The 24843-nt window shown below is 70.5% G+C and carries 24 protein-coding genes; 15 read left to right on the top strand and 9 right to left on the bottom strand.

Annotated elements, in window-relative coordinates:
* Positions 1-16: 16 nt before the first annotated feature.
* Genes EZ242_RS08220 through EZ242_RS08205 form a run of 4 tightly spaced genes read right to left on the bottom strand, consistent with a single transcriptional unit; the run spans position 17 to position 4823 of the window.
* On the bottom strand, positions 17-1093 hold the full coding sequence (locus EZ242_RS08220; RefSeq protein WP_135284654.1) for a branched-chain amino acid ABC transporter permease: 1077 nt from the start codon (positions 1091-1093) through the stop codon (positions 17-19).
* A 1-nt stretch (position 1094) separates the two neighbouring features.
* Positions 1095-2024: a branched-chain amino acid ABC transporter permease gene (locus tag EZ242_RS08215; protein WP_135284653.1), complete on the bottom strand. Its 930-nt coding sequence runs from the start codon at positions 2022-2024 to the stop codon at positions 1095-1097.
* Positions 2025-2037: 13 nt separating this feature from the next.
* On the bottom strand, positions 2038-2820 hold the full coding sequence (locus EZ242_RS08210; protein WP_135284990.1) for an ABC transporter ATP-binding protein: 783 nt from the start codon (positions 2818-2820) through the stop codon (positions 2038-2040).
* A gap of 56 nt (positions 2821-2876) precedes the next feature.
* The gene (locus EZ242_RS08205) at positions 2877-4823 is read right to left on the bottom strand and encodes an AMP-dependent synthetase/ligase (protein WP_135284652.1); all 1947 of its coding nucleotides are present in this window, start codon (positions 4821-4823) and stop codon (positions 2877-2879) included.
* 187 nt (positions 4824-5010) lie between these two features.
* On the opposite strand from EZ242_RS08205, the gene EZ242_RS08200 reads away from it, so the two are divergent.
* Complete coding sequence (locus EZ242_RS08200; protein WP_167784693.1) at positions 5011-6099, top strand: glycoside hydrolase family 5 protein; 1089 nt, start codon at positions 5011-5013, stop codon at positions 6097-6099.
* A 97-nt stretch (positions 6100-6196) separates the two neighbouring features.
* Positions 6197-6580: a hypothetical protein gene (locus EZ242_RS08195; RefSeq protein WP_135284650.1), complete on the top strand. Its 384-nt coding sequence runs from the start codon at positions 6197-6199 to the stop codon at positions 6578-6580.
* Positions 6581-6661: 81 nt separating this feature from the next.
* Here the strand turns inward: EZ242_RS08195 and EZ242_RS08190 are convergent, their stop codons facing one another.
* A complete protein-coding gene (locus tag EZ242_RS08190; protein WP_135284649.1) occupies positions 6662-7417 on the bottom strand; it encodes a SapC family protein in 756 nt (251 codons plus the stop codon).
* A 37-nt stretch (positions 7418-7454) separates the two neighbouring features.
* Positions 7455-8738, bottom strand: a complete 1284-nt coding sequence (locus tag EZ242_RS08185) for a hemolysin family protein (protein WP_135284648.1) — start codon at positions 8736-8738, stop codon at positions 7455-7457.
* A gap of 23 nt (positions 8739-8761) precedes the next feature.
* Here EZ242_RS08185 and EZ242_RS08180 point away from each other — a divergent pair, with 23 nt between their 5' ends.
* Positions 8762-9595, top strand: a complete 834-nt coding sequence (locus EZ242_RS08180; RefSeq protein ID WP_135284647.1) for a symmetrical bis(5'-nucleosyl)-tetraphosphatase — start codon at positions 8762-8764, stop codon at positions 9593-9595.
* Positions 9596-9867: 272 nt separating this feature from the next.
* Here the strand turns inward: EZ242_RS08180 and EZ242_RS08175 are convergent, their stop codons facing one another.
* Positions 9868-11289: a DEAD/DEAH box helicase gene (locus tag EZ242_RS08175; RefSeq protein WP_135284646.1), complete on the bottom strand. Its 1422-nt coding sequence runs from the start codon at positions 11287-11289 to the stop codon at positions 9868-9870.
* A gap of 211 nt (positions 11290-11500) precedes the next feature.
* Here EZ242_RS08175 and pcp point away from each other — a divergent pair, with 211 nt between their 5' ends.
* From pcp to EZ242_RS08140, 7 genes are all read left to right on the top strand, one after another.
* Complete coding sequence (gene pcp, locus EZ242_RS08170) at positions 11501-12166, top strand: pyroglutamyl-peptidase I (protein ID WP_135284645.1); 666 nt, start codon at positions 11501-11503, stop codon at positions 12164-12166.
* A 19-nt stretch (positions 12167-12185) separates the two neighbouring features.
* The gene (locus tag EZ242_RS08165; RefSeq protein ID WP_135284644.1) at positions 12186-13040 is read left to right on the top strand and encodes a 3',5'-nucleoside bisphosphate phosphatase; all 855 of its coding nucleotides are present in this window, start codon (positions 12186-12188) and stop codon (positions 13038-13040) included.
* A complete protein-coding gene (locus EZ242_RS08160; protein ID WP_135284643.1) occupies positions 13037-13951 on the top strand; it encodes a DMT family transporter in 915 nt (304 codons plus the stop codon). Before EZ242_RS08165 ends, EZ242_RS08160 begins: the two co-directional genes overlap by 4 nt.
* Before the next feature lie 9 nt (positions 13952-13960).
* Entirely contained in the window at positions 13961-14599 is a 639-nt protein-coding gene (locus EZ242_RS08155; RefSeq protein WP_135284642.1) for an L-threonylcarbamoyladenylate synthase, read from the top strand.
* A 166-nt stretch (positions 14600-14765) separates the two neighbouring features.
* Entirely contained in the window at positions 14766-15431 is a 666-nt protein-coding gene (locus EZ242_RS08150) for a site-2 protease family protein (RefSeq protein WP_135284641.1), read from the top strand.
* A 10-nt stretch (positions 15432-15441) separates the two neighbouring features.
* Positions 15442-16737: a tryptophan--tRNA ligase gene (locus EZ242_RS08145; RefSeq protein WP_135284640.1), complete on the top strand. Its 1296-nt coding sequence runs from the start codon at positions 15442-15444 to the stop codon at positions 16735-16737.
* A gap of 93 nt (positions 16738-16830) precedes the next feature.
* Complete coding sequence (locus tag EZ242_RS08140) at positions 16831-17424, top strand: response regulator transcription factor (RefSeq protein WP_135284639.1); 594 nt, start codon at positions 16831-16833, stop codon at positions 17422-17424.
* Here the strand turns inward: EZ242_RS08140 and EZ242_RS08135 are convergent.
* Together EZ242_RS08135 and rpoN are read right to left on the bottom strand one after the other, a co-directional pair.
* On the bottom strand, positions 17403-18818 hold the full coding sequence (locus EZ242_RS08135) for a sensor histidine kinase (RefSeq protein ID WP_135284638.1): 1416 nt from the start codon (positions 18816-18818) through the stop codon (positions 17403-17405). The two genes, EZ242_RS08140 and EZ242_RS08135, sit on opposite strands and share 22 nt — an antisense overlap.
* Before the next feature lie 98 nt (positions 18819-18916).
* Positions 18917-20329, bottom strand: a complete 1413-nt coding sequence (rpoN, locus tag EZ242_RS08130) for an RNA polymerase factor sigma-54 (protein WP_135284637.1) — start codon at positions 20327-20329, stop codon at positions 18917-18919.
* Positions 20330-20628: 299 nt separating this feature from the next.
* Here rpoN and EZ242_RS08125 point away from each other — a divergent pair, with 299 nt between their 5' ends.
* From EZ242_RS08125 to EZ242_RS08105, 5 genes are all read left to right on the top strand, one after another.
* Positions 20629-21969, top strand: coding sequence for a sigma-54-dependent transcriptional regulator (locus EZ242_RS08125; protein WP_135284636.1), 1341 nt, complete (start codon positions 20629-20631; stop codon positions 21967-21969).
* Positions 21970-22075: 106 nt separating this feature from the next.
* A complete protein-coding gene (locus tag EZ242_RS08120; RefSeq protein WP_135284635.1) occupies positions 22076-22294 on the top strand; it encodes a KGG domain-containing protein in 219 nt (72 codons plus the stop codon).
* 86 nt (positions 22295-22380) lie between these two features.
* Positions 22381-22734, top strand: a complete 354-nt coding sequence (locus tag EZ242_RS08115; RefSeq protein WP_135284634.1) for a hypothetical protein — start codon at positions 22381-22383, stop codon at positions 22732-22734.
* A 211-nt stretch (positions 22735-22945) separates the two neighbouring features.
* Positions 22946-23422: a hypothetical protein gene (locus EZ242_RS08110; RefSeq protein WP_135284633.1), complete on the top strand. Its 477-nt coding sequence runs from the start codon at positions 22946-22948 to the stop codon at positions 23420-23422.
* An 80-nt stretch (positions 23423-23502) separates the two neighbouring features.
* Positions 23503-24687, top strand: a complete 1185-nt coding sequence (locus tag EZ242_RS08105) for an MFS transporter (RefSeq protein WP_240787023.1) — start codon at positions 23503-23505, stop codon at positions 24685-24687.
* Positions 24688-24843: the final 156 nt, after the last annotated feature.

Here is a 24843-nt window from a genome sequence, read left to right as displayed (position 1 = left end):
TGGTTCGAAACGGGAGTCAATGCGGGAACGGCCACAGGCGCAGCTTCTGCTTGCCCGTGGACCAGAGCTTGGCGAGCCCGTGTGGCTCCACGATGAGGAACCACACGATCAGCGCGCCGAAGATCATCAGCTCGGCATGCGCGATGCCGACCGTGGAGATCTCCAGGCCCACCAGCCCGGCAAGGACCGGCAGGAACTGGTTGAGGAAGATCGGCAGCAGCACGATGAAGCCCGCGCCGATGAAGCTGCCCATGATGGAGCCCAGGCCGCCGATGATCACCATGAACAGCAGGCGAAAGGACATGTCCACCGAGAACGCGGCCGGCTCCCAGGCGCCCAGGTACACGAAGGCCCAGAGCACGCCGGCCACGCCGATGATGAAGCTGCTCACCGCGAAGGCGCTGAGCTTGGCGTACATGGGCCGGATGCCGATCACGGCGGCGGCCACGTCCATGTCGCGGATGGCCATCCACTCGCGCCCGATGGCACTGCGCACCAGGTTCTTGGCCAGGATGCCGATCACCACCAGCACGCTCAGGCAGAACAGGTACTTGGAGATGTCGCTCTCGATGGGCAGGCCGAACACCTGCAGGTTGGAGACCGAGACCGAGCCCGAAGGCGTGTCCATGGTGAACCACTTCACGCGCAGGAACATCCAGTCGGCGAAGAACTGCGCGGCGAGCGTGGCCACCGCCAGGTACAGGCCCTTGACCCGCAGGCTGGGCAGGCCGAAGAGCAGGCCGAAGGCGGTGGCGCACAGGCCACCGAGAACCAGGGCACCCAGCAGCGGCATGCCGTCGATGCGGGCGAAGAAGTTGAACGCGCCGTACGCCCCCACCGCCATGAAGGCGCCCGAACCCAACGAGATCTGCCCGCAGTAGCCCACCAGGATGTTCACGCCCAGGGCGGCCAGGGCCATGATGAGGAAGGGGATCAGCAGCGCTCGTAGGGTGTAGTCGCTCGCCAGCGCCGGCACCAGCACGAAGGCCACGAGGGCGAAGAGCGCGATGACGACGCGGTCCTGGCGAATCGGGAAGATCTGCTGGTCGGACCGGTAGCTGGTTTTGAACTGGCCGTTTTCGCGATAGAGCATGTCAGACCCTGTCGATGATCTTTTCGCCAAAAAGGCCTTGCGGACGAATCAGCAGGAAGCCCAGGGCCAGCACGTAGGCGAACCAGATCTCGATGCCACCCCCCACCAGCGGCCCGATGTACACCTCCGAGAGCTTCTCGCCCACGCCGATGATGAGCCCGCCGATGATGGCGCCGGGCACCGAGGTGAGGCCGCCCAGGATGACGACCGGCAGCGCGCGCAGGGCCACGGTGGCCAGCGAGAACTGCACGCCCAGCTTGCTGCCCCAGATCATCCCGGCCACCAGCGCCACCACGCCAGCCACGCACCAGACGATGACCCAGATGCGGTCCAGCGGAATGCCGATGGACTGCGCGGCCTGGTGGTCGTCGGCCACGGCGCGCAGCGCGCGGCCGGTGCCAGTCTTCTGGAAGAACAGCGTGAGCAGCGCCACCAGCCCCGCCGCGATGCAGGCGGCGATGACGTCCTCCTTGTTGATCAGGATGCCGCCCTGGAACACCTGGTCGAAGACGATCACCGGGTCCTTGGGCATGCCGATGTCGATCTTGTAGATGCTGCTGCCGAAGATCGTCTGGCCCACGCCTTCCAGGAAGTAGGTGATCCCCAGCGTGGCCATGAGCAGCGTCGCCGCCTCCTGGTTCACCAGCCGCCGCAGCACCAGCAATTCGACCAGCCAGGCCACGACGAACATCACCGCGCCGGCCAGCAGGAAGGCCAGCACGTTGGCGACGATCTTGTTGTCCAGGCCCGTCCAGGCCGGCACCCATTCGGCGAAGCGCGCCATGGCCAGCGCCGCGAAGAGCACCATGGCACCCTGCGCGAAGTTGAAGACGCCGGAGGCCTTGAAGATCAGCACGAAGCCCAGCGCGACCAGCGCGTACAGCATGCCGGCCATGAGGCCACCGAGCAGCGTTTCAAGGAAGAAGCCCATCTCTTGCCGACCCTCAGTGCGACGTGCCCAGGTAGGCCCGGACCACGTCTTCGTTCGCGCGCACCTCTTGCGGCGTGCCGTCGCCGATCTTGCGACCGTAGTCCAGCACCACCACGCGGTCGCTGATGTCCATGACCACGCCCATGTCGTGCTCGATGAGGACCACGGTGGTGCCGAACTCGTCGTTCACGTCCAGGATGAAGCGGCACATGTCCTGCTTCTCCTCCACGTTCATGCCGGCCATGGGCTCGTCCAGCAGCAGCACCTGCGGCTCCATGGCCAGGGCCCGGCCCAGGTCCACTCGCTTTTGCAGGCCGTAGGGCAGCTGGCCCACCGGCGTCTTGCGCCAGGGCTGGATCTCCAGGAAGTCGATGATGTGTTCGACGAACTCGCGCTGGCGGATCTCCTCGCGCTCGGCCGGCCCGATGCGCAGGGCCTGCAGCAGCAGGTTGCTGCGGATCTTGAGGTTGCGGCCGGTCATGATGTTGTCCAGCACGCTCATGCCCTTGAACAGGGCCAGGTTCTGGAAGGTGCGGCCCACGCCCATCTCGGCCACCTGGCGCGAGTTCATGTGCCGGAACTCGCGGCCCCGGAAGCGGATGGCGCCCTGCTGCGGCTGGTACACGCCATTGATGCAATTGAGCATGCTGCTCTTGCCGGCGCCGTTGGGGCCGATGATGGCGCGGACCTCGTGCTCGCGCACGTCGAACGAAATGTCCGACAGCGCCTTGACGCCGCCGAAGGACAGCGAGATGTTCTCCACCTCCAGCACCACTTCGCCGAAGGGCCTGCGCATGCCGCCGGGGACGGGAGGGTTGGGGCCGGTCATGGAACGGGTCTCCGCCTCGATCTTCATGCCGCCGCCTTCACCGGCGCGAAGGTGCGCGCATCCACGATCTTCAGGGTGGCGCTCACGGTGCCCGTGCGCCCGTCCTCGAACTTCACCTGGGTCTCGATGAACTGCTCGGGCAGGCCCGCGTAGAGCGCATCCACCAGCACCTTGTACTTCTCGGCCACGTGGCCGCGGCGGACCTTGTTGGTGCGCGTGAGCTCGCCGTCGTCGGCGTCCAGCTCCTTGTGCAGCACGAGGAAGCGGTGGATCTGCGAGTCGCACAGGCGCTCGTCGGCGGCCAGGTCGGCGTTGACCTGCTCCACGCATTCGCGCACCAGCTCCAGCACCTGCGGCTTGCCCGCCAGGTCCGTGTAGCCGGCATAGGGCAGGTTGCGCCGCTCGGCCCAGTTGCCCACGGCCTCGAAGTCGATGTTGATCATGGCGCAGACCCTGTCGCGGCCGTCGCCCACCGCCACGGCTTCCTTGATGTGCGGGAAGAACTTGAGCTTGTTCTCGATGTACTTGGGCGCGAACATGGCGCCACCGGCCAGGCGCCCGACGTCCTTGGCGCGATCGATGATCTTCAGGTGCCCCTGCGCGTCCAGGAAGCCGGCGTCGCCTGTGCGGTACCAGCCGTCCTCGGTCTTGACCTCGCGCGTGGCGGCCTCGTTGCGGTAGTACTCGCGCAGCAGCCCCGGCGAGCGCACCAGGATTTCCCCGCCATCCTCCACCCGGATCTCCACGCCCCGGCAGGGCACGCCCACGGTGTCGGCCTTGACCTGGTGGTCCGGCTGCATGCACACGAACACCGCCGTCTCGGTGGAGCCGTACAGCTGCTTGAGGTTGATTCCGATGGCGCGGTAGAAGCTGAAAAGATCCGGCCCGATCGCCTCGCCGGCGGTGTAGGCCACGCGCACGCGCGAAAAGCCCAGGTTGTTGCGCAGCGGGCCGTAGACCAGCACGTCACCGAGCGCGTAGCCGATGCGGTCCAGCAGGCCCACCGGCTGGCCGTCGCGCAGCCGGGGGCCGACGCGGCGCGCGAGCTTCATGAAGGCGTGGAACATGCCGCGCTTGATTGCGCCGGCGTCTTCCATGCGGATCATGACGCTGGTGAGCATGCCCTCGAAGATGCGCGGCGGCGCGAAGTAGTAGGTCGGCCCGATCTCCTTGAGGTCGATGTTCACCGTGGCCGCGGACTCGGGGCAGTTCACCACGTAGCCGCAGGCGAGCCACTGCGCATAGCTGAAGATGTTCTGGCCGACCCAGGCCGGCGGCATGTAGGCCAGCACTTCCTCGCGCTCGGTGAGGCGGTCGAACTCGGCGCCGGCAAAGGCGCGGTCCAGCAGCGTGCGGTGGGTGTGGACCACGCCCTTGGGCTGGCCGGTGGTGCCCGAGGTGAAGAACATGGCGGCCACATCGTCGGGCCGACCGGCCTCCACCTTGGCCCTGAAGAAGCCCGGCTCTCGCGACGCGGCCTCGGCGCCGTCGGCCACGAGCTGGTCCACCGACACGAGCCCCGGCGCCCGGTAGTTGCGCAGGCCGCGCGGGTCGTCGTAGTAGATGTGCGCGAGCTGCGGGCACTGCGGCCGGATCTCCAGCAGCTTGTCCACCTGCTCCTGGTCCTCGGCGAAGGCGAAGCGGATGTTGGCGTTGGTGATCGGGAACACGCATTCGGCCGCCGCCGCGTCCTGGTACAGGGGCACGGCGATGCCGCCAAGCGCCTGCGCGGCCAGCATCATGGCGTACAGGCGCGGGCGGTTCGCGCCCACCAGCACGAGGTGCTCGCCGGCCGCGAAGCCCGCCCGGTGCAGGCCACAGGCGAGGTGCTCCACGAGCGTGGCCAGGTCCTGCCAGCCCAGGGTCTGCCAGATGCCGTATTCCTTCTCGCGGATGGCCGCCCGCTGCGGCTGGTGTGTCGCATGGTGCAAGAGGCGCTGCGGGAAAGTGGAGTCGGCGTCGCGGTTCATGCTGAGGGCGCATTCTTGGTGCGGCTGCCTCAGGCCGACTGTTCGGACGTGTACAGTTTTGGCTAGTGGAAACCCTCGCCGCAAGCGGCCGGAACAGCTCTGCCCTGCATTCCGTTACGCGCCCGCCGCCCCCACGCGTGCGCCGGCTGACCAAGAATGCGCAGGTCATCAGGTCAGGGAGATTTCCATGCAACCCAAGCTGCGCTGGGCCTTCATCGCACTGCTCCTGTCGCTGCCGCTGATCGGCGGCGGCTGGGCGGTGAGCCTGTCACGCGCCGACGATCCCGGGCCGGCCCGGCAAAGCTGCAAGGCCGTGAGCCCGCAGACCTGCGAGCTGGCCCATTCGCTGGGCCGCGGCATCAACATGGGCAACATGCTGGAGGCCCCCCGGGAGGGCGACTGGGGCGTCAAGGCGGAGCCGCGCTACGTGGACCTCGCCGCGCGGCACTTCCGCACCGTGCGCGTGCCGGTGCGCTGGAGCAACCATGCGGCGCCCACGGCCGACGCCACCATCGACGAGGCCTTCGCCCGCCGGGTGGACGAGGTGGTGGACGGCCTCCTGCGCCGCAACGCCTACGTCATCCTCAACATGCACCACTACATGCAGCTGTCGGGCAACGACCTGCACCGGCACGAGTTCAAGGTCGATCCGGCCGTGGTGGAGACCCGCTTCCTCAACATGTGGCGGCAGATCGCCGCGCGCTACAAGGACCGGCCCAACCGCCTGGTCTTCGAGCTGCTGAACGAACCCAACGGCAAGCTCGATGGCGAGCCCTGGAACGAGCTGGCGGCCAAGGCCCTGGCCGTCGTGCGCCAGACCAATCCGGATCGCGCCGTGATCATCGGCCCGGGCTCCTGGAACAACGTGAAGGAGCTGCCGCGCCTGAAGCTGCCGAAGGACCCGAACCTGATCGTGGCCATCCACACCTACGAGCCCTTCAACTTCACGCACCAGGGCGTGGAGTGGCGCAAGCCGCCCCTTCCCGCCGGCATTCCCTGCTGCGACGCGCGCCAGCGCCGCGAGATGACCGAGACCCTGGAGGCCGCGCGGGACTGGAACCGCAAGCACGGCGTGCCGCTGCACCTGGGCGAGTTCGGGGCCTACAGCAAGGGCGACATGCGCTCGCGCGTCAATTGGGCGCGCCACATGCGCGACGAGGCCGAAAAGCGCGGCATCGGCTGGACCTGGTGGGAGCTCGCCTCCGATTTCTCGGGGGTGTGGAACCCGGAGACGAACAGCTGGGTGGAGCCGATCCGCGGGGCGCTGCTGGATTGAGCCCTGCTGCGGCAGCCGGAACTTGATAAGAAAAATCCTTAAGCACGACCATCCACTGCATTAGCCCCACGGCGCGCGAACCCGCGACAGTGGGGGCATGAACTCCGCCTTCGACACGCTGCAACTGTGGGCCCGCAAGGCCTGCCATTCGGCCGGTCTGGCAGTGCGCAAGGAGCCGGCGCGCGAGCCGGCCGCCCTGCCCCGCGAGTCCGTGGCCTACCGCCTGCGCGCCTGGCCGACCCTGCCGCCGTCGCAATGCAACGCCCGGGTGTGGCGGCTCATGTCCACCATGAGCGTGCGCCCGGTGGACCGCGGCTGGATGCTGGAGCAGTCCCGGCTGGCGCCCGAGGAACTGGACGCGCTGATCGACACGCTGCGGCGCGATCGCGTGGTGGAGGTGATCGAGCTGCCGGCCTCGCCCCTGAGAGACCCCCAGCCACGCAGCGCGCCGGCCCTGCAGCGGGCGACAGCGCGGACCTGAGGGGTTCGCCCCTTCCCCTCTGGGGGAAGGCTGGGATGGGGGCCCGCGGGAAGCAGCGTAGTCGGCGCGCGGGCCCCCACCCTACCCGCCCCCAGAGGGGGAGGGAGTCGTTGCTCCTGCACGCTTGCATTCGTCCAGCCGCACGAGCAGCCCCTGCAGGTTCGACAGCGACAGCAGGTGCATGCCGATGAGCTCCAGCTCGCCGGCGCGGAAGAACGCCAGTACGGTGGGGTCATCCAGCGCGCGCAGGCGCTGCTCGTCCACCACCCACAGGCCCTGCAGGTCGAACGTGCCGCCGCCGGCCGGTTCGGCGCGCGCGTTCATGGCCTGCAGCACGCCGGCCTGGTCGAGGCGTTGGCAGAAGGCGCGGGTGCGCTCCCATTCGTGCTGGAAGCGCTCCAGGAAATCGATGGACTGCCGCAGGAACGGCGTCTCGCGGCCTTCGGCGTCGAACAGGCTGTCGCCTTCGGTGCCGCCCGGTGCGGCAAAGGCCTCGTCCACGCAGACGCCCAGGGACCGGTTCGGCAGCTCCGCCAGCACGAAGGGATGGCGCCGCACGAAGGCGGGCAAGTAGCGCGCGTCCCAGTGTCCCGCGGCATCGACGAAAAGGTTCTCGCCGTCCCGCAGCCCGAGCAACACCTGGGGCTCCACGCCCTGCGCGCCGCGCGCGAAGACGATGGCGTACTCCTTGCACGCCTCCTTGAACTCCGCGGCCGCGAGGGGCATGGCGTGGGCGCCGGCGGCGAATCCGAAGCCGGCGTCGCGGCGCACGCGCAGCGCGCGGTGCCGCTCCCGGTCGATCAGCGCAGGTTTCACATAGAACGTCGGCGCGGCCATGCGCCCTCCTTTCCCGTGGTTCGAATCCGCCAATGAATCAGGCGGGGGTGAACACCGCCAGCACCTTGTCGATGCGCTTGCCGTCCAGGTCGACCACTTCGAAGCTCCAGCCGGCGCACTCGATGCGCTCGCCCACACCGGGCAGGTGGCCCGATTCCGCCATGAGCAGGCCGGCCAGCGTGTTGTAGCGCCCGCGATCCTCCTCGGGCAGCTCGCGGATCGCAAGGCGCGCCTTGAGCTCGGAGACCGGCATGGTGCCGTCCAGCAGCCAGGAGCCGTCCTCGCGCCGGGTGGCCCAGGCTTCGGTCTGCTGCTCGGGCTGCAGCTCGCCGGTGATCGCCTCCAGCAGGTCGCGCGGGGTCATGAGGCCCTGGACCACGCCGTACTCGTCCACCACCAGCACGATGCGCGCCGCCTGTGCGCGAAACTGCTCCAGCAGTTCCAGTCCGCTGAGCGTCTCGGGCAGGAAGGCGGCGGGGACCACGTGCGCCTCCACCGCGCCCGCGTGCTGGTCGGCGCCCAGGGACAGCAGCCGCGAGACGCTCACCAGGCCGAGCACGTTGTCCAGCGAGCCGCGGCACACGGGGTACCAGGAGTGCCCGTCCTCGCGGCCGGCGCGGGCCAGGCATTCGGCCACCGTGAGGCTGGCGTCCAGCCACTCGATGTCCGAGCGCGGGATCATCATGGAGGTGAGCGGCCGCTCGTCCAGGTGGAAGACGTTCTGCACCATCTGGCGCTCGTGCTGCTCGATGAGCCCGGCGTCCACGCCCTCGGCCAGGCTGTGCGCGAGTTCCTCCTCGGTGATGGCGGGGCGGTCCAGCGCGACGCCCAGCAGCTTGAGCACGCCGCGCGTGGTGGCCGAGAGCAGGCGCACGAAGGGGGAGGCCGCGCGCGCGAGGCCGCCCATGGGCCGGGCCATCCAGCGGGCGATGGACTCGGGGTACATCTGCGCGATGCGCTTGGGCACCAGCTCCCCGAACACGATGGTCACGTAGGTGATGACCGCCACCACCACCACGGTGGCCAGGACGCTGGCGACGGCGTCGCTCAGGCCGACCGTCACCATCCAGGCGCTCAGGCCCCCGCTGAAAGCCGCCTCGCCCACGATGCCATTGAGCAGGCCGATGGAGGTGATGCCCACCTGCACGGTGGACAGGAACTGCGTGGGCTCGTCCATCATGGACAGCGCCGTCTGCGCGCCCCGGTCCCCGTCCTCGGCCATGGCGGCCAGGCGCCCCCGCCGGGCCGAGGCCAGCGCCATCTCGCACATGGCGAAGGCGCCATTGAGCAGCGTCAAAAAGGCGATGAACACGACTTCCATCAGGGCGCGGGAGAATGCAGACCATGGCACTCTACTTGATCGGTGACGTGCAAGGCTGCGACGACGCACTGGGCCGCCTGCTGCACAAGATCGCGTACTCCCCGAGCCGGGACACGATCTATCTGCTGGGAGACCTGGTCAATCGCGGGCCGGCCTCGGCGCAGGTGCTGCGGCGGCTGATGCACTACGGCCAGAGCGCGCAGTGCCTGCTCGGCAACCACGACCTCAGCCTGCTGGCCGTGGCCCAGGGCCACCGCAGCCCGCACCCGCGCGACACCATGGACGCGGTGCTCGCCGCGCCCGACCGCGCGGCGCTGCTCGACTGGCTGCGCCACCGGCCGCTCGCGATCCGCGAACACGGGCTGCTGATGGTGCACGCCGGCGTGCTGCCGCAGTGGGACGCCGCGCAGGTGATGGCCCTGGCCGGCGAGGTGGAGCGCACCCTGCAGTCCGGGGACTACGACGAGTTCCTGGCGCAGATGTTCGGCAACCTGCCCGACCGCTGGGACGATGCGCTCACGGGCTTCGATCGGCTGCGCATCGTCGTCAATGCGCTCACGCGGCTTCGCTTCTGCACGCCGGACGGCGTGATGCACCTGAAGGCCAGCGGAACGCCGGACAACGCCCCCGAAGGCACCCTGCCCTGGTTCATGGTGCCGGGGCGGCGCACGCAGGCGCAGGTGATGGCGGTGGGCCACTGGTCGACGCTGGGCGTGGTGCTGCGGCCCAAGCTGCTGGCCCTGGACAGCGGCTGCGTGTGGGGAGGGTGCCTCAGCGCCCTGCGCATCGACCCACAGGACCCTGCCCGGCACGAATTGATCCAGGTGGACTGCGAGCAGGCGCAGCCGCACGAGTGACTAGGGCCTGTTCACACTATTTTCACGAGTGCGAACGCGGCTGAAACAGCGCCAATCTAGGCGCAGGGCGACGCCCAGGCTGGCCGCCTGGGCTAGGCCTGCAACGACGAGTGGCGCTGTTTCAGCCACGTTCCCTCCGGGTTGCGGTCAAAAAGGCCATGCGCCGCGTTGCGAGCCCTTGCCGGGGGCCGACCCCGGCGGCGGACTCGCGCCTTGCGCATGACCTTTTTGCTCCGCAACGCATCTCGCGAAAATAGTGTGAACAGGCCCTACTAGCCCGCCGCCTTGAACAGCGCCGCCACCTTGCGCCTGGACTTGATGTTGGCCGAGACCCGCGCGCCCGGGGCGGCCTTGGCATTGGCTTCCCAGGCCGGCGGCTCGGCCTGGGCCGGGGGCTCGTAGGGCCGCTCGAAGAAGGGATCGCGCGGGGCCGGGGCCGGACGCGGCGCGCGGCGCTCGCGCGGGGGGTCCAGCACGTCGCGCGGATCGCCGGTCTCGCCCTGCTCGCGCCAGGTGCGGCGGCCGTCGTTGATGCGCCCGCGCGGGCGGTCGTCCTCGTACTCGACGGCCTCGAGTTCCACCTTCTTCTTCAGCAGCTTCTCCAGGTCGGCGACCAGCCGGCCGTCGCTGCCCGAGACGAAGCTCACCGCCAGGCCCGAGGCGCCCGCGCGGCCGGTGCGGCCGATGCGGTGGACATAGTCCTCGGGGTTGAAGGGGATGTCGAAGTTGAAGACCGCCGGCACGTCCTTGATGTCCAGCCCGCGCGCGGCCACGTCGGTGGCCACCAGCAGGTCCACCTCGCCGGCCTTGAAGGCGGCCAGGGCCTTCAGGCGCTCGTCCTGGCTCTTGTCGCCGTGCAGGGCCGTCGTCTTGAGGCCGTCGCGTTCCAGGCTGCGGGCCAGGCGCGCGCAGCCGAGCTTGCTGTTGACGAAGACGAAGGCCTGGGTGATGCCGCGCTGGCGCACGATCTGGCGCAGGGCGCGGCGCTTGTCGTCGTCGGGCACGCTGTAGAAATGCTGCTCGACGGTAGAGGCCGTCTCGTTGGGGCGCGCCACCTCGATGGTGATCGGGTCCTTGAGGTAGCTGTTGGCCAGCCGCTTGATCTCGGGCGAGAAGGTGGCCGAGAACAGCAGCGTGGTGCGCTGCTGGGGCAGGTAGGACAGGATGCGCTGCAGGTCCGGCAGGAAGCCGATGTCCAGCATGCGGTCCGCCTCGTCCAGCACCACGTACTCCACCTGGTTGAGGACCGCGTTCTTGGCCTCGATGTGGTCCAGCAGGCGTCCCGGCGTGGCCACCAGCACCTCGACGCCGCGCTTGAGCTCCAGCGTCTGCGGCTTCATGTCCATGCCGCCGAACACCACCGCGCTGCGCAGCTGGGTGTACTTGGCGTAGAGCTTGATCTGCTGGGCCACCTGGTCCGCGAGTTCTCGGGTAGGCAGCAGCACCAGCGCGCGCACGGGGTGTCGCGCCGGCGAGGTGGAACTGCTTTCGTGCTTGAGCAGACGCTGCAGCAGCGGCAGGGAGAAGGCCGCGGTCTTGCCGGTGCCGGTCTGCGCCGCGCCCATCACGTCGCGGCCGGTCAGGACCACGGGAATGGCCTGGGCCTGGATGGGCGTCATGCTCTCGTAGCCCATCTCGGCCACGGCGCGCGCCAGCGGCTCGGCCAGCGAGAGCTTGGAAAACGATGCGGTCATGGTTGGAGCGGGGCCGGCCTCAGCCGGAGCGGGGCCGGCAGGGGCCGCCAGGGACACAGGGTCGGAATTCATGAACCCGGAATTGTCGCACCGTGGCCGGACCGGCTCGTGACAGGGGCATGAAGGCCCTCGGGCTGGGGCGGCAGGTGAGGCGCCTGCCTCCGGCGGAAAGCATGCGCGCGTTGGGCCTTGCCGCTACAGTGCCGTGCCCATGACCCGCGCCCACCCGCCCTCGCCCCGCCCGCCCGTGGTCCTGTTCACCGGCTTCGAGCCCTTCGGCGGCGAGGCGGCCAACCCCAGCGCGCTGGCGGCGCAGGCGCTCGATGGGCAGCTGATCGCAGGACACCGCGTGGTTGCGGCCGTGCTTCCCACGGTCTTCGGCGCATCGCTGGCTCGGCTGGATGACCTCATCCGCCTGCACCAGCCCGCGCTGGTGCTGTGCTGCGGCCAGGCCGGCGGCCGCGCCGCGATCTCGCTGGAGCGCGTGGCCATCAACGTGGACGACGCGCGCATCCCCGACAACGCGGGTGCCCAGCCGGTGGACCGCCCGGTGGTCGCCGGCGCGCCCGCGGCCTATTTCAGCAGCCTGCCGATCAAGGCCATGCTGCAGGCGCTGCAGCGGGCGGGCCTTCCGGCCGAGGTGTCCCAGACCGCCGGCACCTTCGTGTGCAACCATGTGTTCTACGGCCTGATGCACCGGCTGGCCGAGCCGGGCTTCGCGGGGGTACGCGGCGGACTGGTGCACATTCCCTGGCTGCCCGCGCAGGGCAGCCCCTGCCTGCCGCTGGAAGCGACGATCGAGGGCCTGCGCATCGCGATCGCCTGCGCCCTCGCCACCGAAGCGGACATCCGCCTCGCGGCCGGTGCCCTCGATTGAGCCCCCCTAGAATCCCCCGGTGACTGCCGCCCTCAACGCCGACCTGCATTGCCACTCCGTCGTCTCGGACGGCACCCTCACCCCCGAGCAACTGGCGGTCCGCGCGGCGGCCAACGGCGTGCAGCTGTGGGCCCTCACGGACCATGACGAGGTGGGCGGGCAGGCACGGGCGCAGGCCGCGGCGCAGGCCCAGGGCATGCGCTACCTGACCGGCTGCGAGATCTCCGTCACCTTCGCCGGCAAGACCGTGCACATCGTCGGCCTGGGCTTCGACGCCGAGGACCCGGCCATCCGCCAGGGCCTGGTGGATACGCGCGGCGGCCGCGGCGAGCGTGCCCGCGAGATGTCCGCGCAGCTCGCGGCCGCCGGCATCCCCGACGCCTATGAAGGCGCGCTGCGCTACGTGGGCAATCCCGAACTCATCTCGCGCACGCACTTCGCGCGCTTCCTGGTCGAGACCGGGGTGTGCCGGGACACCGGCGAGGTGTTCCGCCGCTTCCTCACCGAAGGCAAGCCGGGCTTCGTGCCGCATCGCTGGGCGAGCCTGCGCAACGCCGTGCAGTGGATCACCGGCGCCGGGGGCCAGGCCGTGATCGCGCACCCGGCGCGCTACGGCTTCACGCCCAACGAGGAGTGGGCGCTCTTCAGCGAATTCAAGGCGCACGGCGGCACCGCCGTCGAGGTGGTGACCGGCAGCCACACCGCCGCCGAGGCCGCGCGCTATGCGGACACCGCGCGCGAGTTCGGCCTGGCCGCCTCGCGCGGCAGCGACTTCCACAGCCCCGACGAAAGCCACATGGACCTCGGCCGCCTGCCGCCCCTGCCCGAAGACCTCACGCCCGTGTGGACCCTGCTGGCCGACCGCATCCGGTGAGCGGCGCGGCGGCCTCGCGCGGCGTGCTCGCGGGCATCGGCCTGCTGATGCTCTCCTGCCTTTTCTTCGCGACCAACGACACCGGCAGCAAGGTCGCCGTGCTGGCCGGCGTGCCGGTGATGCTGGGCGTGTGGGTGCGCTACGTGGCCCAGGCCGTCTCGGCCAGCGTGGCCGTGCTGCCGCGCCGCGGGCTGGCGGTCTTCCGCACCCGCAGCCCCGGCTTCCAGTGCCTGCGCGGCGCGCTGCTGCTGGCCGGCAGCATCTTCGTGTTCGTGAGCCTGCGCCACATTCCCGTGGGCGAGTTCACGGCCATCATCATGATCGCGCCGCTGGTGGTCACGCTGCTGGGCGCCACGGTGCTGGGCGAGCGCGTCTCGCCGCTGCGCTGGCTGCTGGTGGCGGGAGGCTTCGCAGGCACGCTGGTCATCATGCGCCCCGGCGGTGCGCAGTTCACCTGGGCCATGCTGCTGCCGCTGTGCCAGGTGGCCTGCAACGTGGGCTTCCAGCTCCTGACCAGCCGCCTCGCGCGCACGGAAGACCCGCTCACCATGCACCTGTACACGAGCTGGATCGGCGCCCTGCTCGCCACGCTGGCCCTGCCGTTCGTCTGGACCTCCCTGGCCTCCGGCTGGCTCTGGGCCATGCTGGTTGGCATGGGCGTGATCGCCTCCATCGGCCACTTCGTCCTCATCCTCGCGTTCCAGCGCGCCCCGGCCAGCACGCTCATGCCCTATGTGTACGTGCAGATCGGCTTTGCGATGCTGGCCGGCTGGCTGGTGTTCGGCCATATGCCCGACGGCTGGTCCGTGCTGGGCATGGCGCTGATCGCCGCCTGCGGCGTGGCGGCTGCCTGGCTCACGGTACGCGAGCACCGTGCCCGCGCGGTCCCACCGGTCCGCGCCGAGCGCTGATACTCGGGCATGGCCCAGTATTTCGAGGTCCATCCGGACAACCCCCAGCCGCGCCTGCTCAAGCAGGCCGCGGCCCTGCTGGCTGGCGGCGGCATCCTGGCGGTGCCCACGGACTCCAGCTACGCCCTGGCCTGCCACCTGGACGACAAGGCCTGCGCGGACCGGCTGCGCCAGCTGCGCGGCGTGGGCGACAAGCACCACCTCACGCTGCTGTGCGCCGACCTGAGCGCGCTGGCGACCTACGCGCGGGTGGACAACCGGCAGTACCGCCTGCTCAAGGCGGCCACGCCGGGGCCCTTCACCTTCATCCTGGAGGCCACGCGCGAGGTGCCGCGGCGCCTCAGCCACCCGCAGCGCAAGACCATCGGCCTGCGCGTGCCCGAGCATGGCGTGCTGCAGGCGCTGATCGGCCTGCACGGCGCGCCGCTGCTGGCCACCACGCTCATCCCGATCGGCGAGGACGCGCCGCTGAACGACGCCGCCGAGATCCGCGCCCGCTACGAGCGGCAGATCGAGGGCGTCATCGACGCCGGCGCCTGTCCTTCGCAGCCCACCACGGTGGTGGACCTCTCGCCCATGTGGACCGGTGACGACCCGGTGGTGGTGCGCGAAGGCCGGGGCGAGCTGTCGCTGGTCGGGCTCGCGTGAGGGGCTGTTCACTCCTTCCCCTTTTGGGGGAAGGCTGGGATGGGGGCTTCGCGAACCAGTAGCGTGGTCGGCGCGCGGCCCCCCACCCCCACCCTCCCCCAGAGGGGGAGGGAGTCAATGTGCCCCTCCCGGAGAAGAAGGGAGTCGATGCGCGACAATCCCGCGGGTGGACATCAACACCCTGATCCAGAAGGTCCTGATCTACGCCCTTCCCGTGCTCTTCGCCATCACCGTGCACGAGGCGGCGCACGGCTACGTGGCCCGGTGGTTCGGCGACAACACGGCCTACGCGCAAGGGCGCGTGACGCTCAACCCCTTCCCGCACGTGGACCCCATCGGCACCATCCTGATGCCGCTGTTCCTGTATTTCGCCACCTCGGGCGCCTTCCTCTTCGGCTACGCCAAGCCGGTGCCGGTGGACTTCGGGCGCCTTCGCCACCCCAAGCGGGACATGGTGCTCGTCGCGCTGGCCGGGCCGGCGTCCAACTTCATCCAGGCCATCCTGTGGGCGGTGGCCTTCGCCCTGCTCACCGGCTTTGGTGTGCAGGAGCGCTTCTTCCTGGAGATGTGCCGCGGCGGCGTCCTGGTGAACCTGCTGCTGTGGGCCTTCAACCTGTTCCCGCTGCCGCCGCTGGATGGCGGCCGCATCCTGGTGGGCCTGCTGCCCTGGCGCCAGGGTCAGTGGGTCGCGCGGCTGGAGCCCTACGGCTTCCTCATCGTGCTCGGCCTGGTGCTGCTGGGCGTGCTCGGCACCTGGTGGCTGCGGCCGCTGCTGGCCTTCGGCTATGCCTCGCTCTCCGTGCTCGTGTCCCCGCTCACCGCCCTGTTCTGAACCTTCGAGAATGAACGCTCCCGTCCGCTATCTCACCGGCATCACGACCACCGGCACGCCCCACCTGGGCAACTACGTCGGCGCCATCCGGCCCTCCGTGCAGGCGAGCCGTCGCCCCGGCACCGAAAACTTCTATTTCCTGGCCGACTACCACGCCCTCATCAAGTGCGACGAGCCGGCGCGCATCCAGCGCTCGACCATGGAGATCGCCGCCTGCTGGCTTGCCGCCGGCCTGGACCCCGAGCGGGTTTTCTTCTATCGGCAGTCCGACATCCCCGAGATTCCCGAGCTCACCTGGCTGCTCACCTGCGTGACCGGCAAGGGACTGCTCAATCGCGCCCATGCCTACAAGGCCGCGATGGACCGCAACGCCGCCGACGGACGCGATGCCGACGCCGACGTGACCGCGGGCCTGTTCATGTACCCGGTGCTGATGGCCGCGGACATCGTCATGTTCAACGCGCACAAGATCCCGGTCGGGCGCGACCAGGTCCAGCACATCGAGATGGCGCGCGACATGGCACAAAGCTTCAACCACCTGTACGGCGCGCACTTCACGCTGCCCGAGGCGGCGGTGGACGAATCCGTCGCCACGCTGCCGGGGCTGGACGGGCGCAAGATGAGCAAGAGCTACGACAACACCATCGCGCTCTTCGGCCCGGCCGAGCAGTTGCGCCGGCAGATCGCCGGCATCGTCACCGACTCGCGCGCACCAGGCGAGCCCAAGGAGGTGGAGGGCTCGGCCCTTTTCCAGATCTACCAGGCCTTTGCCGGTGCCGAGGAAACCGAGGCGCTGCGGCGCGCCTATGCGGAAGGTATTGCCTGGGGCGATGCCAAGCAGCTTTTGTTTGAACGCATCGACCGCGAGATCGCTCCAATGCGGGAACGCTACCGCGACCTGACCGCCAACCCCGATGAGCTCGAACGCATCCTGCGCCGCGGCGCCGACAAGGCGCGCTCCATCGCCACGCCCTTCATGGCGCGGCTGCGGCAGGCGGTCGGCCTGCGCCACCTGGCCGACCGCGGGCAAGCCGCAGCCGAGGGCAAAGCCGGCAAGCACGCGGCCCTGCCCAGCTTCAAGCAGTACCGCGAGTCCGACGGCCTGCATTACTTCAAGCTGGTGGACCCGCAGGGACGCGTGCTGCTGCAAAGCACCGGCTTCGAGTCGCCGCGCGAAGCCGGGCAGGTCGTGGCCCGCCTGCGCGGCGGCAGCAGCGCGGGCTCGGAGCAACACATCCGCAGGTCCGAGGGCGTGTCCGAGAACGAAATCACTCAGGCGCTGTCACAAATCGCTCACAACGGCTAGGTCCTCCGAAGGAGGCTCTGCTATAAACAACCGCGCCGGTTAATAAGCAAGATAACGACCATGCAGCCTCCGAAGACTTCCGCTACGCCTCCCATGAACCTTTTCGTCATCGACGACCACCCCCTCATGCGCGAAGCGGTCGTGATGCTGCTGCGCCGCCTGCGTCCCGGTGCGAACGTCGTCGAGCTGGACCGCATCGGCGGCCTCGACGCGGCCGTCCGCACGCATGGCGCCCCGGACCTCATCTGCCTGGACCTGAAGCTGCCCGACACCACCGGCACCTCGGGGGTCCACGAGATCAAGAACCTTTTCCCTGGCACGCCCCTGGCCGTCATCTCGGCCACGCCGGCGGCCGACGCCGAGGAGCTGTGCGTCGATGCCGGGGCCGACATCTACATCGAGAAGTCCGCCGGCGCCGGCGAGATCGGCAACGCCCTGCGCGCCCTGATGGCGGCGGACGGCCAGTTCGAGGAACTCGCCCCCACCGACAACAAGCTCTCCAAGCGTCAGAAGCAGCTCATCGTCATGCTGGACCGGGGCCTCTCCAACCGCGAGATCGCCGACGAACTGGGCATCAGCGAGCACACGGTCAAGGTGCACCTGTGGCGCCTGTTCCGCCGCCTGGGCGTCAAGAGCCGCACGCAGACCATCCACTACGCCCGCGTTCACGGCCTCCTGGCGAGCTGATCGGCGAAGGACTCCGCCCGCGCCGCCGCCTGGGCGCTGTCGGCGGGCGTGAGCAGCAGGCGGAACACCGAGCCGCGCCCCGGCCGCGAGGACAGGCTCACCGAATGCCCCAGGATGGCCGTGAGGCGCGAGACGATGTACAGGCCCAGGCCGAACCCGTCCTCGGTGCCCGCGTGGATGGGGATCTTGTAGAACTCCCGGAAGATGTCGCGCTGGTTGGCCGGCGCGATGCCCACGCCGGTATCCCACACCTCCACCCGCGGCACGCCCTTCTCATGCCGCACCCCCACCAGCACGCCGCCGCGCTCGGTGTACTTGATGGCGTTGGACACCAGGTTGCCCAGGATGCGCTGCAGCAGCAGCCGGTCCGACACCACCACGCCCCGCGCCGGCCGGATCCGCAATGACAGTCCCTTGGCCTGGGCGATGGGACGGTACTGCAGTTCCAGGTCCGCCATCAGCTGGTCCAGCGGCACCTCGCCGATCTGAAGGTGCACGGCGCCCGCGTCGAGCCGCGCCATGTCGAAGAGGCGGTCGAAGAGCGCATTGATCGCCTTGGTCGCATCGACGATCTTGGGCGCGAGCTCGTTCACCAGTTCGGGCTCGCTCGCCAGCCAGTCCGCATACAGGCCCAGGGCATGCACCGGCTGGCGGATGTCGTGCGTGGCGCTGGCGAGGAAGCGGTTCTTGATCTCCACGGCCTCCAGCGCCGCCTGCGTCTGGCGCGTGAGCGAGGCGATCAGCTGGTTGTTGCGGAACTGCAGCTCGAAGTGGCGGCGGTGCGTGCCGTGCAGGCGTCGCGCCGTCTGCTGCAGCACCTGCCAGAAGATGACGATCAGCGCCATGAGCCAGTAGTGGTAGTAGGGTCCCTGCAGCTGCAGGTCCACGACGACGCGCCACACGGTCACGCCCAGCATCACGAGCACGAGCACGTTGATGAACTGCCGCACCACCTCCAGGCGCGGCGCCAGGCTGTTGACGGCGAACATGGCCACGCCGCCCAGGATGAGCCAGGCGATGAACTGCGTGGTCAGCGGGGCGGTGTCGAAGAACAGCCAGGTGAGGCCGCCCCACAGGACCGCGCTGAGGGGCCAGACCCAGGCGGTGCGCCGGAAGTAGGCGAGCTGCACCGCCGGCTCGCCGCCGGCCAGGCGCTCGTTGAAACGATGCAGCACCACGGCGCGCAGCAGCGACACGAGCACCGCCGCCACCAGCCAGACCAGCAGCCAGGCGTCGCTCACCGCGCCCCACAGCATGGCGGCCGTGACGCCCATGAGCAGCGCGGTCACCGCCTGCGTGGCGGTCACCGCGCGCATGAAGCTGCGCACCAGCTCGGCCTCGATCCAGTCCGAATCGACGGGCGGACGGGGTGGCGTTTGGGCGGCGAAGGTCATGCAGGGCTCGAGCGGACCGCCAGTCTAGCCAATGGCCGAGCCTCCAGGCGCCGAGGCCGCGCCGCGCATCGCCTGCGCCGAAACGGGCGCTGGACCTGTCAGGCGCCGCAGGCCGGCCGAGCCCGCCGCGCGGCCGGCGCGATCTTCAGCTGCTGCCGGTACTTGGTGACCGTGCGGCGGGCCACCGGCAAGCCCTGCAGCGCAAGCTGCCGGGCCAGCTCCACGTCGGACAGCGGCTCCCCGGCCGCCTCGGCCGCGATCAGCTCGCGCAGCAATCCGCGGATGGCGGTGGGCGAGCATTCGCCGCCGCTGGCGGTGGCCATCCCGCGCGAGAAGAAGTACTTGAGCTCGAACACGCCGCTGGGGGTGGCCATGAACTTGTTGTTCGTCACGCGCGAGACGGTGGACTCGTGCACCCCCAGCTCACCGGCGATCTCCCGCAAGGCCAGCGGGCGCATGGCCATCGGTCCGTAGGCCAGGAAGCGGTGCTGGCGCTTGAGGATCGCGCGGGCGACGTCCAGGATGGTCGAGAAGCGCTGCTCGAGGTTGCGCAGGGTCCAGCGCGCCTCCTGCAGCTGCGCCGACAGCTCCGGATGCGCGCTCTCGCGCCGCTGCTGGAACAGCTCCGCGTACCGCCGGTTGAGCCGCACCCGCGGGACGATGACCGGGTTCAGCTCGGCGGTCCACTGGCCCCGCTGGCGGCGCACGATCACGTCCGGCGTGACATAGGGCACCGGCGCCTGCCCGAAGCGCCAGCCGGGGTGCGGGTCGAGCCGCCGGATCGCGGCGCAGGCGGCTTCGATGCGTTCGCGCGGCTGGCCGAGGCGGCGGCCAATGACATTCAGGTCGCCGGCGGCGAGCGCGCCCAGGTGCTGCGACAGGACGGCGTCCGCCAGCTCGCGCACGCTCCGCGGCTCCACCGAAGCCAGCTGCAGCCGCAGGCATTCGCACAGGTCCCGCCCGCCCACGCCCGGCGGGTCCAGCGCCTGCACGTGGCGCAGCGCGATCTGCAGTTCCTCGGGCCGCGCCGGCTCGCCCAGTGCCAGGCCGGCAGCCACTTCCTCCAGCGGGCAGCGCAGCAAGCCGTCGTCGTCCAGGCAGCTTGCCACCGCGAGCGCCAGCGCCAGGTCGCGCGGCGGCAGGGGCAGGAGCCGGAGCTGCCCCCACAGGTGCTCGGCGAGCGTGGTGGGCGCCTGGAGGACGTCGTAGTTCGCCTCGTCCAGTTCGAGGCGGCCGCGGCCCGCGCCCGCGGCGCGGGTTCCGGGCGCGTCGGCCCAGTCGGCGAAGCCCGAAGGCGCGTCGGCCTCGTCCGCCAGCGCGTCCGCAGCCCCCTGCAGTTCCGGGGATGTCTCCTCCAACTCCAGGAACGGGTTGGTATCCAGCGCGCCACGCAGCAGCTGCGAGAAGTCGGTGGAAGACAGCTGCAGCAACTTCACCGCGCGCTGCAGGCGCGGCGACAGCGCGGGCTGCAGCACGGCGCTGCTTCGAAGTTCCAGGGCATGCGAGAACAAGTGTCACCTCCTCGTTGGAGGCCGACTGTGGCGCAAGCCGGCAGCTGCGGCGACGGCCCTGCGACAACGCATACACAAGAGGCTCTTGGTAACCGGGGAGCCCCCCGGACCTGCCACCGAATTCATGGGGACAGCGGGTGCGAGGGGCAAAAAGTTGCGGTTCCTCTCAGCGCCGCGGTGACCCGCACCTGCGCCAGGAACGCAGGCTGAGCAATGCCCGATTACCAGAGCCCCGGCCCTGTTACCGGCTGCCCGACCGCAAGCGACAACAATCGGCCCCCACACGAGGGAGCCGGTAGATGGCACACACGCTGATCGTCGAGAAGGACGCGGATTCGGCCCGCATGATGGCCAGCATCGCCGCCGACCAGGGCTGCTCGGCGGCGACCGCGCCTTCGCTCAGCGATGCCCGGCGCCAGCTCGCGCTGCAGCAGCCCGACCTGGTGCTGCTGGACCTGCACCTGCCCGACGGCAGCGGCTTCGCGCTGCTGGACGAGCAGGAGCTGATCGGGCCGTCCGACGTGGTGCTCATGACGGGCCAGCCCAGCATCGAGACCGCCATGCAGGCGCTGCGGCGCGGCGCCTGCGATTGCCTGGCCAAGCCGATCAGCCCGCAGCAGCTGCAGTTGCTGCTGGCCCGCTATGCCTTCGGGCGCGAGGGGCTGCTGCAGCCGGTGGCGCAGCCGGCGACGGCGAGCGAGCGCTTCGGCCTGCTGGTCGGCGCGAGCGAGCCCATGCGGCGCGTGTACGAGCAGATCGCGCGCGTGGCCGGCACCTCGGTCACGGTCTTCATCACCGGCGAGAGCGGCACCGGCAAGGAGCTGGCCGCGCGCACCGTGCATGACCGCAGCCGACGGCGGGACAAGCCCTTCCTGGCGGTCAACTGCGGCGCCATTTCGCCGCAGCTGATGGAGAGCGAGATCTTCGGCCACGAAAAGGGCAGCTTCACCGGCGCCGACCGCCAGCACCAGGGCTTCTTCGAGCGCGCGGACGGTGGCACGCTGTTCCTGGACGAGATCACGGAGATGCCGCAGGCCCTGCAGGTCAAGCTGCTGCGGGTGCTGGAAAGCGGCAGCTTCATGCGGGTGGGCTCCACCGAGGCCCGGCAGACCGACGTGCGCGTGATCGCCGCCTCCAACCGCAAGCTGGACGAGGCGGTGCGCGCCGGCGCGCTGCGCGAGGACCTGCTGTACCGCCTGAACGTCTTCCCCATCGAGATGCCGCCGCTTCGGCAGCGCATGGCCGACCTGCCGCTGCTCTCGCGCCACCTGCTCGCGCAGATGGCCGAGCGCGAAGGCGCCGGCAAGCGGCTCGGCGCCTCGGCCCTGGCCGTGCTCGCGCAGCAGCCCTGGCCCGGCAACGTGCGCGAGCTGCGCAATGTGCTGCAGCGCGCCTGGGTCATGTCGCCGGGGGCGGAGATCGACGAGCAGTGGCTGCCGCCCGCGCGCGGCATCACGCCTGCGGCGGCCGCCGGCGCGGGGCTGTCGGTCGCGGTGGGCAGTTCGCTGGCCGAGGTGGAGCGCCAGGTCATCCTTGCCACGCTGGCGCACTTCGGGCACCACAAGGAACGCACGGCCGCCGCCCTGGGCGTGAGCCTGAAGACCCTCCACAACCGGCTCAAGGACTACGGCGCGGCCTGAACGCCGCCCCGCACGGATGGGATCGGGCACGCGCCTTGCCGCAGTGCCTGGCCTGCCCAGGAACTTCCTTCGCGGGCAGCGTTGTTAGTTCACCCGAGGACCCACCATGAGCCTGCCGGATTCGACCCCCTCCTCCGCCGCCGAGCGGCCCAAGCGCAGCCCGCGCGGATTCGCCGCCATGGACCCGCAGCGCCAGCGCGAGATCGCCAGCCTGGGCGGGCGCGCGGCCCACCAGAGCGGGCACGCCCACGAGTTCACCAGCGAGGAAGCGCGCGCCGCCGGTCGCAAGCGCCACCAGCGCAGCGCGGGCGCGGGCCCACGCTGAGCCGCTGGCGGTGTAGGACGAGTCAGCCGCGGGCGGCGACCCGGGCCGACAGTCGCCGCGCGCCGGTCCGCGTAGCATCCGCGGCCATGCAAGGCGACGCCACCCGGCCCCCGGGTCTGATCCCCACACCCGACCTGCGCGCCGTGCGTGCGCAGGGCGACGCCCTGCCCGCCGCGTGCATGACCGCCTGGCAGACCACGCTGGCGCTGATGACCGCCTACGGGCGCGAATCCGCCCCCGCGGAGAAGCTGCTGCTGGCCCGCCGCATCGAGCGCGAGCTCGCCGCACTGGCGACGGCCAGCGTGGAAGTCGCACCCTCCTGGCACGAGAGCTTCCAGCGGCTCGGCCGGCGCTGGCGCCGCACCAGCCAGCGCCTGGCCGCCGAACCGGCGGTGGCTGCCAAGCGACTGCACCGGGCCGGGCCGCGCCGTTCCCTGTAGCCGCCTTCCGACAGGGCCGCCGGGCGGCGTCCCACAGGCGGCGCCGTCACGAATCGCAACACTCGGGAACGCTTGGACAGGAACCTGGGTGACGTCACGCCATCTCGCCATCGCCACGACTGCCGCACGCGCGCGGCGCCGCAAAGGCGCGCCCGCGTCCGCTGCGGTCCAGAGGCAGCCGCCCCCGGTGGCCTGAGGGAGAGCGAGCCACGTGTCGCCCCTTGCCTACTACGCGCTCTGGCTGGTGCTCGGCCTGGTGGCCGTCGCCGCGGTCAGCGCGGCCTTCACGCGCCTCATGCGCCGCCGCGAGCAGGCCCTGGTGCTGGCCGAGGCACTGGCACGGCATTCGGTCTGGGTCGCCGCGCAGCGCAGCCGCCTGGAACTGGCCCCGCGCCGCGACGAGGCCGACGCGGCCTTGCAACAGGCGCAGGAGGTGCAGGCCCGCTGGTTCCCCCACCTGGCTCCGGCACTTGCCACGGTGATGCAGGTGGACCAGCGTATCGAGGGCTTCCTCATGCACCAGCGGCGCCTTCGCTTCCACGACCCGGAAGCCTGGCTGGAGTCGGACCACGACCAGCAGTTCATGAGCCTGTGGCGCGAGTACCTGGAGGCGATCGAAGGCGTGACGGCGCGGCTGGAGCGGGCGACCGGCGAGGTGCCGGGATTCGTGCGGCACGGGCCGGTATAGATCCTGCGTGAGGGGAGCGAAGCCGAGGCCCTGCGGCCTTCGCCGGACCGCACCGATAATCGCCGGCCGCCAGGAGCCTTGTGACGTCCGCTGCCCTCCCCGCCACCGCCACCCCCGCCACCGTCCGCCTGCTGGCCCTGGCCGCCTTCTTCAGCGGCGCTGCCATCCGCCTGTGCGACGGCCTGCTGCCCCGGCTGGCCGCCGACTTCGCGATCACGCCCGGCGAGGCCGGCGCGGTGGTCATCTGGTTCTCGCTGGCCTACGGCCTCATGCAGCTGGTGTTCGGCCCGCTGGCCGACCGGCATGGCAAGGCGCGCGTGATCTGCCTGGCCCTGGCGGCCTGCACCGTGGCGGCCGCCGCGTGTGCCTTCGCGCCGCGCTTCGACGTGCTGGTCGGCCTGCGGGTGGCCTGGGGCATCGGCGCCGCGGGCGTCATTCCGCTGTCCATGGCGCTGATCGGCGACACGGTGCCCATCGAGGAGCGCCAGGCCACGCTGGCCACGCTCCTCATGGGAACGCTCTCCGGCATGATGGCCGGCCAGCTCGCCGGCGGCCTGTTCGCCGACGGCGCGCTCGGATGGCGCGGCGCCTTCGGCGCAGCGGCCGTCGGCTACCTCGCGGTCTCCGTGCTGCTTTACGTGCGGCTGCGCGCCAGCTTCGCCGCGCCCCCGGCCACGAAGTCGCCAGGTTTCATCGGGCCCCTGCGCGGCGTGCTGTCGCAGCCCTGGTCACGCTGGGTGCTCGCGGGCGGTTTTGCCGAAGGCGTGTTCCTGCTCGGCCCGCTGGCCTACCTGCCGGCCTTCTTGCACGAGCGCTTCGGCCTCACGCTCACGGTCGCCTCGGCGCTGGTGGCCCTCTATGCCGTCGGTGGCCTGGCCTATGCGCTCACCGCCCGGCACGTGGTGCGGCGGCTGGGGCAGGTGCGCATGGTGGTCGTCGGCGGCTGGATGATGGGCGCGGGCTATCTTGCCTGGGCGCTCTCGCCGCTCGCCTGGACGGCCGCGCCGGTGGCGCTGCTGGTCGGCTTCGGCACCTACCTGTACCACAACACCCTGCAGACCCACGCGACCCAGATGGCGCCCGAGGCGCGGGGCAGCGCGGTGGCGCTGTTCGCCTTCTGCCTGTTCATGGGCCAGGGGATCGGCGTGCTGGCCACGGCCTGGGCGCACGATCACCTGGGGGGCTGGGTGCCGCTGCTGGCGGCGGCTGTGGCGCTGCCGGGGGTGGCGCTGGCGTTTGGGCGGGCGTTGAAGGCGAGGGAGTGAGCAGCCTCAGTGCTGCTGCCTGGCGGCGGCTGCCGCAAGGCAGCAGTGAGTGCGTTCAGGTCTGTGGCTCGCGCGCAATGGCCGGAGCATTGAATGTGGCCTGGCTTCCTCGCGAGCCGGAGGGCCAGGGATCCTCCCCAGACCGGCCTTCTGGGG

Source organism: Ramlibacter rhizophilus, assembly GCF_004681965.1.
Classification (GTDB): Bacteria; Pseudomonadota; Gammaproteobacteria; order Burkholderiales; family Burkholderiaceae_C; genus Ramlibacter; species Ramlibacter rhizophilus.
The sequence above is the reverse complement of the archived record's forward strand: the minus strand, read 5'-3'. Positions and strand labels throughout refer to the sequence as shown.